Genomic DNA, 13,151 nt, shown 5'->3' with positions numbered 1-13,151 from the left:
GTGACGGCTGCCAGGCTGAATGGCAGCTGAACGGCTTTCACGTATTTGATAAAAGACGCCTCTTCACGAAATTGTTACCGTCTTTTTCACGAAAAATTGATGACGCGCTTTCTAGAGTTCGCCCAACTTTCCCACGGTGCCATCCGGCCTGGGGGTTGATAATCACTCTTGATTGCGAACGCTGATGCTCAACTTCAAATCCCTGCGGACTGAATGGGTCACGCTGCTGGCCAGCCTTTACCTGCTGATCGGCTTCAACATGTTCCTTTGGGAGCATCTGCAAGAGGTTGTGCCCCCCGGCCTGTCGGGGTTGTGGCTGAGCCTGGCGTTTGCCGTGCTGATGCTGTTTGCCTTCAACCTGGTCCTTACGTTGTTTGCCTTTCGCTATGTATTGAAACCGTTGCTCATTGTGTTGTTCATGAGTGGCGCGGGCGTGGCTTACTTCATGAACCAGTACGGCGTACTTATTGATGCCGGCATGTTCCGCAATATGGCAGAGACCAATGTTGCAGAAGTACGCGACCTGATGTCGTTCAAGTTTGCCGCGTATATCCTGCTGCTCGGTGTACTGCCTTCGGTGCTGCTATGGAAGGCGCAGATCGCCTATCGCCGCTGGCACCGAGAGCTGCTCGGCAAGCTGGTGGTCAGTGGCGCCTGCGTGGTGGCACTGGGCTCGGTGGCGCTGGTCAACTACCAGGGCTTGTCGTCGTTGCTGCGCAACCACCACGAATTGCGCCTGATGCTCACCCCCAGCAATATCGTCGGCGCCTCCATCGGTTATGTGAGCGAGCGTGTCGGTACGGCATCGCGGCCGTTCCAGAACTATGGCGAAGATGCCAAACGCGATGTGGCCTGGCAGAAGCACGAGCGCAAGTCGCTGACGGTGCTGGTGGTGGGTGAAAGTGCGCGGGCAGACCACTTCGGTGTGCTGGGCTATGACCGCGATACCACGCCGAACCTGGCCAAGGAGCAGGGCCTGCTGGCGTTCTCCAATGTGCATTCGTGCGGTACGGAAACGGCCGTCTCGGTGCCGTGCATGTTCTCTGGCATGACGCGCAAGGAATACGATGCCCGTGTAGCAAAGAACCGCGAAGGGCTGCTGGACATCCTTCAGCGCGCCGGCCTGGCCGTGCAGTGGCGTGACAACCAGTCGGGCTGCAAAGGTACCTGCGACCGCGTGCAGTTCATCGATGTCAGCAACCTGAAGGACCCTCAGCTGTGCGCCAATGGCGAATGCCATGACCAGATCCTGCTGCAAGGCCTGGACGAGCTGATTGACAACCTCGACAAGGATACCGTGCTGGTGCTGCACCAGATGGGCAGCCATGGGCCGGAATACTTCAAGCGTTACCCCAGTGCCAGCGAGCGCTTCACCCCTGTGTGCCAGAGCAACGCGCTGAACCAATGCAGCGAGCAGGACATCATCAATGGCTACGACAACACCCTGGCCTACACCGACAAGGTGCTGGCTTCGCTGATCGACACACTGCGCAGCAAGCAGGACAAGGTCGACACCGCCATGATCTACCTCTCCGACCATGGCGAGTCGCTGGGGGAGTACAACCTGTTCCTGCACGGCACGCCTTACGCGATTGCCCCAGAGCAGCAGAAACACGTGCCACTGCTGACCTGGTTCTCTGACAGCTACAAAGAGGACTTCGGCGTCGATACCGACTGCCTGGCCAAGCTCAGCGATGCCCCACTGTCGCAGGACAACCTGTTCCACTCCATGCTCGGCCTGTTGCAGGTGCGCACCGAGGTGTACCAGCAGTCGCTGGACATGTTCGCCAGCTGCCGGCCTTGGCTGGCGGCCAAGCGCTGAAGCCAGTCGCGTGTCATCAAGCTTGCGCGGTCCATGTGGGAGCGGGCAAGCCCGCGAACACGGGCGAAGCCCGTGCCATACACCGTGTTGCCTTCTTCGCGGGCGCGCCCGCTCCCACAGGGGCCGCACGCGTATGCAAAACTGCACCACTGATCGATATCAAGGATGGCCCGGGTTTCACCAGCAGTGCCCGCGCCGTATATACTGCGCGCCAATGTTAGTGGGAGAGCCTTGTGGCCATCGAAATTCACTGGATCCGTGACGACCAGAGCCTGGCCGAACACTGCCGCGACTGGCACCAACTGCCCTTTGTCGCCGTCGACACCGAATTCATGCGGGTCGACACCTTCTACCCGAAAGCCGGGCTGATCCAGATCGGCGACGGCCAGCGGGCCTTCCTGATCGACCCGCTGCTGATTGGCAATTGGCAACCCTTGGCCGACTTGCTGGATGACAGCGCAGTGGTCAAGGTGCTGCACGCCTGCAGCGAAGACCTTGAAGTGCTGTTGCGCCTGACCGGCAAGCTGCCGCAGCCGTTGTTCGACACCCAGCTGGCCGCCGGTTACCTGAACCTTGGGTTCTCCATGGGCTATTCGCGGTTGGTGCAGGAGGTGCTGGGCATCGAACTGCCCAAGGGTGAAACCCGCTCCGACTGGCTGCAGCGCCCGCTGTCGGAAACCCAGGTCAGCTACGCCGCCGAGGATGCCGTGCACCTGGCCGAGCTGTTTACCGCCCTGCGCCCGCGCCTGAGCGACGACAAGTACGCCTGGGTGCTGGAAGACGGCGCCGAGCTGGTGGCCGCGTTGCGCCGTGAGGTCGAGCCCGAAACCCTCTACCGCGACGTGAAGCTCGCCTGGAAGCTGGCCCCCCAGCAACTGGCGGTGCTGCGCGCGCTGTGTGCCTGGCGCGAGCGCGAAGCGCGCAACCGCGATGTGCCGCGCAACCGTATCCTCAAGGAGCACTCGCTGTGGCCCATGGCCAAGAGCCAGCCGAGCAACCTGTCGGCGCTGGCCAAGATCGACGAGATGCACCCGCGCACCATTCGTCAGGACGGTGAATTCCTGATCCAGCTGATCCAGCGCGCTGCCAGCTTGCCTGCCGAGCAATGGCCTCAGGCGTTGCCCGAGCCGCTGCCGATCGAGGCTGCTGGCATCCTCAAGCAGCTGCGTGCCATCGGCCAGGCCGAAGGCGAGCGCCTGGGGATTGCCCCCGAGCTGATGCTGCGCAAGAAAGCCCTGGAAGCGCTGCTCAAGAGCGGCTACCCCAATGGCCCTTATCAACTGCCCGATTCGCTGCGCGGCTGGCGCCGTGAGCGTATGGGCCAGGCCCTGCTGGACAGCCTTGCAGGTGCCGGAGAGACCCGATGAAACGCATTTGCTCGATCTACAAGAGCCCCCGCAAGAACGAAATGTACCTGTACGTGCTCAAGGCTGACGGCCTGGAGCGCGTGCCCGAAGGCCTGTTGCCGTTCTTCGGTACCCCGCAGCATGCCTTCGACCTGGTGCTCACCCCTGAGCGCAAGCTGGCCCGCGAGGACATCACCAAGGTGCTGGAGAACCTCGACAGCCAGGGCTACCACCTGCAGATGCCGCCGGCGGAAGACGAGTACATCGAGCACCTGCCCGAAGAGCTGCTGCGCCGAAACGACCCGGTCTGATCATGCGAGTACTGATTGCAGAGCATGACCATGCCCGGTACGCCGGGCTTTTGCGCGAAGCGGCGCCTGAAGTGGAAATCCTCACCAGCGGTGACTCTGCCGAACTGGCCCGTCAGGCAGCGCAGTGCCCGGTGTGGCTAGGCCAGCCGGACCTGTTGGCGAGCTTGCTGCGCCAAGGCCACAAGCCGGGCTGGATGCAGTCGACCTGGGCCGGTATCACGCCGTTGCTGGCCGATGGCCTGCCGCGGGACTATCGCCTGACCCGAGCGGTGGGCATCTTCGGCCAGGTGATGGCCGAGTACATGCTCACCTACATGCTCGGCCATGAGCGCGAGGTGCTGTCGCGCCTGGTCAGCCAGGTGGAGCGGCGCTGGGATGACCGCCCGGGGCGTACGCTGGAAGGGCGCAAGGTGCTGATTGTGGGCACCGGCGACATTGGCCAGCGGGTGGCCGAGTTCCTGCAACCGTTTGGCGTGGTGCTGTACGGTGTGGCCAGTAGCGCCCGGGATCAGGCGCCGTTCGTCGAGGTGGCGGCGCTGGCCGACTTGCCGCGCATGGTTGGCCAGGTCGACTACGTGCTCAACCTGTTGCCGGATACCCCGGCCACGCATGATTTGTATGACGCTGCGCTGTTCAAATGCTTCCAGCCGACCACGCTGTTCATCAATGCCGGGCGTGGCGCGGCGGTGGTCGATGCTGATCTGGTCGAGGCCCTGAAGGAAGGGCATCTGGCCGGTGCGGTGATCGATGTGTGCCGGCAGGAGCCATTGCCCCGCCAGCACCCGTTCTGGACCGCCTGGGGGCTGTTGCTCACCGGGCACAGCTCGGCACCCACCTCGCCGGCGGCGATGGTGCGGTTGTTTGTCGAGAATATGCAGGCGTATGAAGCGGGGCAGGGGTTGCGGGGTGAAGTGGATTTCGCGAAGGGCTACTGATTTGTAGTGCCTGTACCGGCCTCTTCGCGGGCACGCCCGCTCCCACAGGTACCCCGCATCCCTCAGGTACTGTGCAATCCCTGTGGGAGCGGGCGTGCCCGCGAAGAGGCCGGTACAAGCAACACAAGGCTTACAGGCTGAAATCACCCTCGGCCGCCAGCTCGCTCAACGGCTTGCGCGGGCTCGGCACTTCACGCGATTGCAGCGCTTCATCCAGGCTGGCCTTGTCACCCAGCTTGCCGATCGCCACCATGGCATGCAGGACATAGCCCTCGGGAATCTTCAGTTCCTGACGGGCCAGGTCCTGGTCGAAGCCGGCCATGCCATGGGTATGCCAGCCGCTGATGCTGGCCTGCAACGCCAGGTGCCCCCAGGCGGAGCCGGTGTCGAAGGTGTGCCACAGCGCGGGTTTTTCTTCCGTAGCACCCGGGGCGGCAAACGTAGTCTTGGAAATGACCAGCACCAATGCCGACGCCTGCTGCGCCCAGCTGCGGTTGAACGGCACCAGCAGGCTCAGGTAACGCTCCCAGCTCGGCGTGTCGCGGCGGGCATAGAGGAAGCGCCAAGGCTGCGAGTTGTACGCAGACGGTGCCCAGCGCGCGGCTTCCAGGAAGCTCAGCAGGGTTTCTTCGCTGATAGGTTCGGCGGTGAAAGCACGTGGGGACCAGCGGTTGATGAACTGCTCGTTGATGGCGTAATCGGCGATGCGGGGGGTGGCGCTCATGACTGCTCCTGCAAACGGACGGGAAACCCGCACGCTACTGCGTCCCGTCGCGACTGACAAGCGGTCTGGCTTTGCCGAAGGCCAGGCTCTAGACTGGCGCCGCCGCGCGCCGTGGCCCCAAGATGAATGCAGGAACCCCGTGTGATGATCGCTGAAAACGCGCCGTTCTGGCGGCGCAAGACCCTCGAACAACTCAGCCCGCAAGAGTGGGAGTCGCTGTGCGACGGTTGTGGCCTGTGCTGCCTGCAAAAGCTCGAGGACGAGGACGACAACAGCGTCTATTACACGCGCATCGCCTGCAAGCTGCTGGACATGCACACCTGTCAGTGCAGCGACTACCCCAATCGCTTCGCCCACGTGCCCGACTGCATTCAGCTTACCCCGGGCAAGGCCGACCAGTTCAAGTGGCTGCCAAGCACCTGCGGCTACCGCCTGGTCAGCGAGGGCAAGGACCTGCCCGCCTGGCACCACCTGGTCTGCGGCGATCGCCAGCAGGTCCATGAACAGCGCATTTCCCAGTCGGGGCGTATGCTCAGTGAAGACGATGTGCACGAAGACGACTGGGAAGACCACCTGATCTTCCGTGCCAGCTGACCGGCGCGGCCCGCTGCCACGGGGAAACAAGGAGTTTCTGTATGCGTTGCCAGCTGTTTTTGTTATTGGGCCTGATGGCCAGTTCGCCGGCCTGGGCGAAAAAGGTCGACCTCGACTACCAGGTGCACCTGTTGCCAGCCAGTGGCCAGGCTGAAGTCCGCCTCACATTGGCAGATGGCAGTGCCGTACGCCGCCTCGACTTCGACCTGGGAAAGGCCGGGGCCTATAGCGCTTTCCAGGCTGATGGCCAATGGCAAGTGCAGGGGCAGCGCGGCGTGTGGCAGCCGTCGGCCGGCAAGACCAGCCTCAGTTACCGCGTGCAACTGGACCAGAAGCTCGCCAGCGGCGCCTATTCCTCGCGCATTACCCCGCACTGGGCGCTGTTCCTTGGCGACCAGCTGGTACCGCCTGCGCGCCTTGACCAGCAGGATGGCACCGAATTGGTGGCGCGCCTGGCGTTCGACCTGCCCGAGGGCTGGAAGAGCATCGAGACCTCCTGGCCGCGCATTGGCAAGGACAAGTTCCGCATCGACAACGTTTCGCGCCTGTTCGACCGCCCCACCGGCTGGATGCTGGCTGGTGACCTGGGCAGCCGCCGTGCCCGCCTGGGCGATACCGAGGTCACCGTGGCTGCACCGGTGGGGCAGGGCATGCGACGCATGGACAGCCTGACCCTGCTGACGTTCGTGTGGCCGCAGTTGCAGGCCGTGTTCCCACGCAACCCGCCAAAACTGTTGTTGGTGGGTGCCCGTGATGGCATGTGGCGTGGGGCAATGGCTGCGCAGGGTTCGCTGTACCTGCACAGCGCCCGGCCGATGGTGAGCGAGAACGGCAGCAGCCCGTTGCTGCGCGAAGTGGTGCAGTTGTTTGCGCAGATTCGTGGGCGTGATGGGAGTGACTGGCTGGTGGAAAGCCTGACCGACTACTATGCCAGCGAACTGCTGCGCCGCGCCGGTGGGGTGAGTGACGACCGGTACCTGGCCTGGCAGGCACGGCTGAGCAAGCAGGGCGCCAAGGTCACCCGGCTCAAGGGCGAACGGGCCAGCCCCGCCCAGGTGGCACGTGGGGTGATGCTGCTACAGGCACTGGACAAGGAAATCCGTATTCATACCCAGGCCAAGCGTTCGCTGGACGATGTGGTACGCGGGTTGATGCGCCTGCCCAGCGTGAGTACCGAAGACTTCGTGCAGATCAGCGAGAACGTGCTGGGGCGCAAGTCCGAGGTGTTGCAGAGCAAGGCGCTGCGTTAGGTATCTCAATCGCCTGCACCGGCCTCTTCGCGGGCTTGCCCGCTCCCACAGGTACTGCACGGCCTTCCAAGGTTGCACAATACCTGTGGGAGCGGGCAAGCCCGCGAAGAGGCCGGTACGGGCAATGCATTAGTCAACTGTCAGCCAACGGATCCTTGCCAGTTACCGTCACCCCTCTGGTCGCCGCCTTGGCACTGGCCTTCAACGCCTCCAGCTCCGCCGCACTGCGTTCTATATCCAACCGCAGCCGGTGATATTCCTGCCGATGCTGCTGCAACCACGCCTTGGTCGAGCAATGCCCGCTGACCCCGCGAGCCACTGCAATCCCCCCCACCACCATCTGCAGCAAGCCGACCAGGCCACCATGGCGCAGCCCCTTGCTGAACATCAATGCGCCACCGGCGAGCGAGCCGACCCGTTCCAGGCCATGGACATTGTGCTGCGACGATTTCGCGTTATGGATATCGAGCATGGCAAGGCCTCCTTGTGAAGTGTAAGCAGCTGACCTGCTAACCCCCGCCAGGGTTCAGTCGGTGCGCCGGGCGACATCCCGTGTCGCGCAGAAGGCTCTGCCATGCAGGTTCCAAGGCTGCCAATGTCATTTATGGTCAAGTCCGTGGCGGATCCAGGCAACTTGACCAGCCCCTCGCTGGCGTACCGTGACCGGGCGCGAAGCTCATCCACGCTGGGTTTCGATCCAGGAGCTTCACGTCCCCCCACAAAGAAAACAAAAGCAGGGATCAGGATGACAATGACAAGCGCGAGTGGCGCCGGCAATCAGCTGGCGCAAGGCTTCAAGCAACGCCATGTGACCATGCTCTCCATCGCCGGGGTGATCGGTGCCGGGTTGTTCATCGGCTCCGGGCACGCCATTGCGGCGGCCGGCCCCTCGGCCATCGTCGCCTATGCACTGGCCGGCGCGCTGGTGGTGCTGGTGATGCGCATGCTTGGGGAAATGGCCGTTGCCAGCCCCGATACCGGTTCGTTCTCCACCTATGCCGACCGCGCCATCGGCCGTTGGGCCGGCTTTACCATCGGCTGGCTGTACTGGTGGTTCTGGGTGTTGGTGATACCGATCGAAGCCATTGCCGCTGGCGTGGTACTCAATAACTGGTTCCCGCACATTGATGCCTGGTTCTTCGCCCTGAGCATGACCGTGCTGCTGACCGCCACCAACCTCTTCAGTGTGGCCAAGTATGGCGAGTTCGAGTTCTGGTTCGCCATGCTCAAGGTGATCGCCATCGTCGCTTTCATCGCCTTGGGCGCAGCAGCCCTGGCCGGTGTGTTGCCGGGGCGTGAAGTGAGCGGTCTGCCGCTGTTGCTGGAGCAGCAGGGCGGTTTCATGCCCAATGGCTGGACGGCGATCATCGGCGCCTTGCTGACCACCATGTTCAGCTACCTGGGTACCGAAGCGGTCACCATTGCCGCCTCCGAATCCAAGGACCCTGCGCGCAACATCGCCAAGGCTACCCGCTCGGTGATCTGGCGCATCAGCGTGTTCTACCTGCTGTCGATCTTCGTGATCATCTCGGTGGTGCCGTGGAACGACCCGTTGCTGCCGGTACAGGGCTCGTATCAGCGGGCACTGGAAATCATGAACATCCCGTATGCCAAGCAACTGGTGGACATCGTGGTGCTGGTGGCGGTGGCCAGCTGCCTGAACTCGTCCATCTACATTTCCTCGCGCATGCTCTACTCGTTGAGCAAGCGCGGTGATGCGCCGGGCTTCATCCAGCGCACCTCGAAGGTGGGCGTGCCGCGTGCGGCGGTGATCGGCAGTACGCTGATCGGCATGCTGGCGACCATCGTCAACTACTTCGCCCCGGCCGAGGTGTTTGCCTTCCTGCTGGCCAGCTCCGGGTCGATCGCCTTGCTGGTGTACCTGGCAATTGCCTTCTCGCAACTGCGCATGCGCGCCATCCTGCAACGGCAGAACGTGGAGATTGCCTTCAAGATGTGGCTGTACCCGTGGCTGACCTATGCAGTGATCGGCTTCATCATCTTTGCCCTGGGCACCATGTTCGTCATGCCCAAGCACCGTATGGAGGTGTCGCTGACCTTTGCACTGGCGTTGGTGATTTTGGTGTTGGGGGTGATTACCAGCAAGCGGCATGCACGGCGCGAGGGCTTGGCGACCGCGTAACTGGATTTGTGTGAATGAAAGAGAGCCACCTGCTTGCAGGTGGCTTTTTTGCTTGTGCCGGCCCCTTCGCGGGCTTGCACGCTCCCACAGGTACAGCACAGCTTTCAGGGCCTGCGCCGGACCTGTGGGAGCGGGCAAGCCCGCGAAGGGGCCGGCACATTTTGCACATTTGTCTGATCTGGATAATTACCTGTCCGGTTTGGCAATGCAGCCCCAAGGGTGTTTAATCCCACCCTTGGACCCCGCTGAAACCCCTAAAAACAAAGGCCCAAACTGATTTCACCGTTCATCGAAAATGCTGTAGACACATTGTCTAACAGTGCCCTATAGTCGTTATACAAATAGTAGACATAGCTCTATGACAACAAAGAAGGCCGCCATGAAAGCCACCGTTCAACCACTCGCCGCAGAAGTGCCGCCGGACCGCAAAGCCGTCCTGGCCGAAGCGCTGCGCCGCCGGATCCTCAGCATGGAACTGGCCCCGGGCGCCGTGGTGGACGAACTGGCCCTGTGCGACGAATTTGGTCTGTCGCGCCCCCCTGTCCGTGAGCTGCTGCGCCAGATTGCCGCCGAAGGCTACATCGAGCTGGAAGCCAACCGCGCGCCACGCGTCGCCGCCATGAACCACGAGTCGCTGCACAGCTTCTACGTTGCCGCGCCGCTTATCTATGTGGCCACCACCCAGTTGGCCGCCACCTACGCCAGCACTGAAGAAATCGAAGTGCTCAAAGGCATCCAGGCCCAGTTCCGTCAGGCTATCGAAGAGCGCGACGTGGAAAACCGCGTGCTCTACAACGACGCCTTCCACCTGGAAATCGGCAAGATGGCACACAACGACTACCTGCTGCCGAGCCTGCGCCGCCTGCTGATCGACCACACCCGGCTGGGCAAGATCTTCTACCGCCACCCGACCACCGACGACATGCAGCGCGACCTCGAAATCGCCTGCGAGCAGCACGAGCAGATGATCCAGGCCATCGAACGCCGCGACCCGCAAGCTGCCGGCCAACTGGTGCGCGAGCACTTCGAGCTGTCGCGCCGGCGCATGGCCGAGTACGCCGCACCGCAAGGGCTGGATGTACCGATCCAGATATGAATTACCAAGGTCAGGCCTCTGGCATTGACCGCCCGTCGACAACAAGATCCAGGTTAGTGAGATGACAAAAATAAGTTCGTTACCTGCCGATGATGCCACCTGTGGCTGGTACCACCTGAGCAAACCGCGTACGCCAAGGCCTGCCCACAGTGGCCACAGCCACGCGCGCTGGGTTGTGGTGGGTGCTGGCTTCACCGGCCTGGCTGCCGCACGCCAGCTGGCAACGAACTTTCCGCATGACGAGATCGTGCTGGTCGAAGCCCAGGAAGTCGGCTTCGGCACCTCCGGGCGCAACGCTGGCTTTGCCATCGACCTGCCGCACGATATCGGTGCCGAGGATTACATCGGCGACATCGACATCGCCAAGACCATCCTCAAGCTCAACCTGGGGGGCCAGCAGTACCTCAAGGACCTGATCGAGCAGTACGACATCGAGTGCCAGTTCCGCCACTGCGGCAAGTACCAGGCGGCCATCGAAGACCGCGGCATTGCCGTGCTGGACGCCTACCGCCGGGGCCTGGACAAGCTTGGCCAGCCCTACGAAGTGATTGAAGGCCGCGACTTGCCTGATCACATCGGCACGGACTTCTACCGCAAGGGCCTGTTCACCCCGGGCACTGCCTTGCTGCAACCTTCGGCATTGGTCAAAGGCCTGGCCGACAGCTTGCCGGCGAATGTTTCGCTGTACGAACACACGCCGATCACCGACGTCGAATACGGCGACAAGGTTGTGCTGCGCCATGCCAACGGCTCGATCACGGCCGACAAGCTGGTACTCACCACCAACGCCTTCGGCATGAGCTTCGGTTTCCTCAAGGGCCGCATGCTGCCGGTGTTCACCTACGGCAGCATCACCCGCCCGCTGACCGAGGAAGAGCAGGCGCGCCTGGGGGGCAAACCCTACTGGGGCGTCATTCCGGCCGACCCGTTCGGCACCACCATGCGCCGCACGGTGGACAACCGCCTGCTGATCCGCAACAGCTTCAGCTACAACCCCGACGGGCGCAGCAACCGCAAGTACCTGGAGCGCTTCGTGGAGCGCCACCGTGAATCGTTCGCCCGGCGCTTCCCGATGTTGCCTGCTGTGGACTTTGAATATACCTGGGGCGGTGCACTGGCACTGTCACGCAACCACATGGGCTTCTTCGGCAAGTTGGCGCCCAATGTGGTTGGCGCACTGTGCTGTAACGGCCTGGGTGTTACCCGTGGCACCGTCACCGGTAAGTTGCTGGCCGACTGGCTGGCCGGTGACAAGAACGAATTGATCGAGTTTCTGCTCAATGCCCCCGGGCCTTGTGCAAACCCACCACAGCCCCTGGTTTCCTTGGGTCTGAACGCCAACCTGATGTGGGGGCAGTTCCGCGCAGGCAAAGAGAGCTGATCGTTACCTGAGTTAGGCCATACAACATTTGCGTCGGCGTTAGTTGGCCGGCACGGGCGCGGCTTGCCCGAATTTGATGATCGAGATGCGTAGTCCGGTCACCCGGGGCTGAGTGCAGTTTTCAGTTTCGCGGACGCGCTCGCCTTGAAAATGTGCAAGTAGCAGACGTGGTAGGAACAACAATGACAAATCCGAATGTTTCGATTGAAGATGTACCGATCAACAGCTTCCACCAGTTGCTGACCCTGCGTTCCGGTGGCGGCTCGTTCGTCGATGGCTATGTACTGAGCATTATAGGCGTGGCCATGGTGCAGATGTCTGCAGGCCTGGGCCTCACCAGTTTCTGGCAGGGCATGATTGCTGCCTCGGCGCTGATCGGCATTTTCTTCGGTGGCTTCTTCGGCGGTTGGCTGACCGACCGTTTCGGCCGCAAGCGCGTGTTCTTCGTTGGCCCGACCCTGTTCATCCTGGCCTCGGTCGCGCAGCTTTGGGTGGAGTCGGCGCTTGCATTGTTCCTGCTGCGGTTCGCCATCGGTATCGCCGTGGGTATCGAATACCCGGTCGCCACCTCTCTACTGGTGGAGTTCCTGCCGAAGAAGAACCGCGGCCCGCGCCTGGCTACCCTGACCGTGTTGTGGTTTGCCGGCGCCGCTACCGCCTACCTGGCCGGTGAGGCCATCCTGCGCCACGGTGGCGACGACGCCTGGCGCCTGGTGCTGGCCAGCGCGGCGGTTATCGGTGCGTTGCTGTTCGCCATCCGCCTGGGTACACCGGAGTCGCCACGCTGGCTGATCAGCAAAGGCCGTTCGGCCGAGGCCGAGCAGGTGATCAAGCGCGTCTACGGCAACGGTTTTTCGCTGAAGAACCTGCCGGAAGAGCCCAAGACCCGCAAGCTGTCGTTCCTCAGCCTGCTGCACTCCGGCTACGGCAAGCGCATGCTGTTCGTCACCATGTTCTGGACCTGCTCGGTGATCCCGGTGTTTGCCGTGTATGCGTTCGCCCCGAAAGTGCTGGGCGCGCTGAACCTGAAAGGGGACTGGGCCTCGATTGGTTCCATCGCCATCACCTTCCTGTTCGTGGTCGGTTGCATCGTCGGCACCCGCCTGCTCAACACCATCGGCCGGCGCACCACGCTGCTGCACAGCTTCTTCTGGTCGGGGCTGGCGCTGGTGGGCCTGGGGGCCTTCAGCAATGGCAACGAGATGCTCATCCTGGTGCTGTTCGGGGCTTATGCGTTGTTCATCGGTGGCGCCCAGGTGCTGCAACTGGTGTACCCCAACGAACTGTTCCCCACCGAAATCCGCGCTGGCGCCGTGGGCGTGGGCACCTCCATGTCGCGGGTCGGTGCCGCAGTTGGCACCTGGCTGGTGCCCATCGCCCTCGACAGCTATGGCATCGGCGCCACCATGTATGCCGCTGCTGCCGTGACCTTCGTCGGCCTGGCCTTCTCGGTCGCCCTGGCCCCGGAAACCCGCTCGCTAAACCTGCAACAAGCTGCTTCGCTTGGCTGAAGCCTTACAACCCACCGCCGCGTGGTTGCGTGGCGGCC

The 13,151-nt window shown here is 62.7% G+C and carries 12 protein-coding genes; 10 read left to right on the top strand and 2 right to left on the bottom strand.

Annotated features, from left to right (window positions below; all coding sequences use genetic code 11):
* Positions 1-184 precede the first annotated feature (184 nt).
* From ACQKPZ_RS17220 to ACQKPZ_RS17205, 4 genes are all read left to right on the top strand, one after another.
* On the top strand, positions 185-1,822 hold the full coding sequence (locus tag ACQKPZ_RS17220) for a phosphoethanolamine transferase (protein WP_427540304.1): 1,638 nt from the start codon (positions 185-187) through the stop codon (positions 1,820-1,822).
* Positions 1,823-2,055: 233 nt separating this feature from the next.
* Positions 2,056-3,189 carry a ribonuclease D gene (gene rnd, locus ACQKPZ_RS17215; protein WP_427540301.1) on the top strand — a complete coding sequence of 378 codons (1,134 nt, stop codon included), beginning with the start codon at positions 2,056-2,058 and terminating at the stop codon, positions 3,187-3,189.
* The gene (locus ACQKPZ_RS17210) at positions 3,186-3,479 is read left to right on the top strand and encodes a YcgL domain-containing protein (RefSeq protein WP_391126883.1); all 294 of its coding nucleotides are present in this window, start codon (positions 3,186-3,188) and stop codon (positions 3,477-3,479) included. Before rnd ends, ACQKPZ_RS17210 begins: the two co-directional genes overlap by 4 nt.
* Positions 3,480-3,481: 2 nt before the next feature.
* Positions 3,482-4,414 carry a D-2-hydroxyacid dehydrogenase gene (locus ACQKPZ_RS17205; RefSeq protein WP_427540298.1) on the top strand — a complete coding sequence of 311 codons (933 nt, stop codon included), beginning with the start codon at positions 3,482-3,484 and terminating at the stop codon, positions 4,412-4,414.
* A gap of 130 nt (positions 4,415-4,544) precedes the next feature.
* Here ACQKPZ_RS17205 and ACQKPZ_RS17200 read toward each other — a convergent pair whose 3' ends face one another.
* On the bottom strand, positions 4,545-5,138 hold the full coding sequence (locus ACQKPZ_RS17200) for a nitroreductase family protein (RefSeq protein ID WP_427540295.1): 594 nt from the start codon (positions 5,136-5,138) through the stop codon (positions 4,545-4,547).
* Between the two features lie 144 nt (positions 5,139-5,282).
* On the opposite strand from ACQKPZ_RS17200, the gene ACQKPZ_RS17195 reads away from it, so the two are divergent.
* Both ACQKPZ_RS17195 and ACQKPZ_RS17190 read left to right on the top strand, forming a co-directional pair.
* Positions 5,283-5,732, top strand: a complete 450-nt coding sequence (locus tag ACQKPZ_RS17195; RefSeq protein ID WP_427540292.1) for a YcgN family cysteine cluster protein — start codon at positions 5,283-5,285, stop codon at positions 5,730-5,732.
* A gap of 41 nt (positions 5,733-5,773) precedes the next feature.
* Positions 5,774-6,982 carry a hypothetical protein gene (locus ACQKPZ_RS17190; RefSeq protein ID WP_427540290.1) on the top strand — a complete coding sequence of 403 codons (1,209 nt, stop codon included), beginning with the start codon at positions 5,774-5,776 and terminating at the stop codon, positions 6,980-6,982.
* Positions 6,983-7,115: 133 nt separating this feature from the next.
* Here ACQKPZ_RS17190 and ACQKPZ_RS17185 read toward each other — a convergent pair whose 3' ends face one another.
* Positions 7,116-7,454 carry a YgaP family membrane protein gene (locus ACQKPZ_RS17185; RefSeq protein WP_427540287.1) on the bottom strand — a complete coding sequence of 113 codons (339 nt, stop codon included), beginning with the start codon at positions 7,452-7,454 and terminating at the stop codon, positions 7,116-7,118.
* A 273-nt stretch (positions 7,455-7,727) separates the two neighbouring features.
* On the opposite strand from ACQKPZ_RS17185, the gene gabP reads away from it, so the two are divergent.
* From gabP to ACQKPZ_RS17165, 4 genes are all read left to right on the top strand, one after another.
* The gene (gene gabP, locus ACQKPZ_RS17180; RefSeq protein ID WP_427540284.1) at positions 7,728-9,125 is read left to right on the top strand and encodes a GABA permease; all 1,398 of its coding nucleotides are present in this window, start codon (positions 7,728-7,730) and stop codon (positions 9,123-9,125) included.
* Positions 9,126-9,504: 379 nt separating this feature from the next.
* Positions 9,505-10,221: a GntR family transcriptional regulator gene (locus tag ACQKPZ_RS17175; protein ID WP_391126862.1), complete on the top strand. Its 717-nt coding sequence runs from the start codon at positions 9,505-9,507 to the stop codon at positions 10,219-10,221.
* A 61-nt stretch (positions 10,222-10,282) separates the two neighbouring features.
* The gene (locus tag ACQKPZ_RS17170) at positions 10,283-11,602 is read left to right on the top strand and encodes an NAD(P)/FAD-dependent oxidoreductase (protein WP_427540282.1); all 1,320 of its coding nucleotides are present in this window, start codon (positions 10,283-10,285) and stop codon (positions 11,600-11,602) included.
* Between the two features lie 182 nt (positions 11,603-11,784).
* On the top strand, positions 11,785-13,113 hold the full coding sequence (locus tag ACQKPZ_RS17165) for an MFS transporter (protein WP_427540279.1): 1,329 nt from the start codon (positions 11,785-11,787) through the stop codon (positions 13,111-13,113).
* Positions 13,114-13,151 lie beyond the last annotated feature (38 nt).

Origin of the sequence: Pseudomonas sp. NPDC089547 (genome assembly GCF_050280665.1) — a bacterium.
Classification (GTDB): domain Bacteria; phylum Pseudomonadota; class Gammaproteobacteria; order Pseudomonadales; family Pseudomonadaceae; genus Aquipseudomonas.
The sequence above is the reverse complement of the archived record's forward strand: the minus strand, read 5'-3'. Positions and strand labels throughout refer to the sequence as shown.